At 36.5% G+C, this 1378-nt stretch carries 2 pseudogenes; both read right to left on the bottom strand.

The features are described 5' to 3' along the window. A pseudogene (locus H964_RS04150) lies at positions 1-761 on the bottom strand (XRE family transcriptional regulator); the annotation flags it as partial. 212 nt (positions 762-973) lie between these two features. Continuing rightward, a pseudogene (locus H964_RS12080) lies at positions 974-1378 on the bottom strand (UPF0236 family transposase-like protein); the annotation flags it as partial.

Here is a 1378-nt window from a genome sequence, read left to right as displayed (position 1 = left end):
AAGGCTTCTATATCGGAAACAACAATGGTTTTAGATAAAAAGTACTCTCTTTCCTCTTCTGGTAATGTTAAAATAACTGCTGATAAGAATGCTAAAGCCTCATCTTTTGTAGAGGCCTGTACTTTTAAAAGTGAAGATTCAGAATTTAGCCAATTCTTGACTCTCTCTATCTGTTCTTTCCTACCTGCAAGCACTAATTCTGGGGTAAGAGGTGGGCGTGTTACTTGACTCCATTCATTCCACCAGCCCTCGAGTGATTGGACATTTTGTTGGGGATATTTACCTATATGCTTGGATAGCCAAATTCCAACTGCAGGGACTTGTTCAAGCCATTCTTCTAAATCTCTTGCATCATAAACCCTTACATCATTCCAGAACTTTTCTTTCTTCCTTTCTTCTACCCATTCATCCTTTTTTGTCCATATCCTTGGAGTAACAAAAATAAATGTTGCCTCAGACGGATTTGGTATTAAAGGGTTTTCTTTTCGAGTCTGATAAACTCTCTTTGCTTTTTCCCCAATACTCTTTTCTGTGCTGAGCTCCCATAAAGATAAACCCCTTGGTATGTATTCTGTCTCCTCCTTGGATTCTAATATGCCATCCCACCCTGGATAGACGATGCTGTCTCCTGCAGGAAAAGAGATAGATTTAATTTGGTTTACTGTAGCCCGGATTAGCCGTCGAATAACCAACGGTAGATACTCTTCAGAATCTCGCCTTGAGGCCCAGTTTTTTAAATCTGTAGAGTTAATCCACTTCATAGTAACCTCCCTCTCTAATTACACAAATTGAAGTAACTTCAAGGATTGTTATTTTAAAAAAAACTTTTCCTCATAAGTAGTTTAACTCTTTCTTGTCCGCCAAAGATTATCAGAGTTTAACACTGTATGATTAATATTAAGCAAAACAAAGCAAAAAGTCAAGTAAGCTAAGAAAAGGGATAGTGTTAAGAGTTTTTAGGGAAATTTTTTTATTAAAATACCACTGCATTTAGGAAATCTCCAGAACTTGTGCTTCTCAATACTCTAAACAACAAATCAACTTTTCCTCTCTCCAGAATTGGTATATTACTCCTTGTCTCCTCAACCTGTTTCTTTACCCTCTAAATACTTTTTTTCATAATCTCTTTCACACTTTCGTTTCTCTTTTCTGCTTTCCGACAAATCTCATTTAAATATGCCTCTCTTAAGTTTATACCATTATACTTCAAGCTCAATAACTTTACCATTACCTCTGCTCCTTCTTTGCTCCATCCTCCTTGCCTTGAACCCATCCTATCAGTTAATACATGGGTTACATGCCCTTCAGTACTACATCCTTTTGTAATTCTATTATCTAACTCTAATACTATATTATCCTAGTGATTGGCTATATAGGA

The organism is Caldicellulosiruptor sp. F32 (assembly GCF_000404025.1).
Taxonomy (GTDB): domain Bacteria; phylum Bacillota; class Thermoanaerobacteria; order Caldicellulosiruptorales; family Caldicellulosiruptoraceae; genus Caldicellulosiruptor; species Caldicellulosiruptor saccharolyticus.
This window is presented reverse-complemented; position numbering and strand designations above follow the sequence as displayed.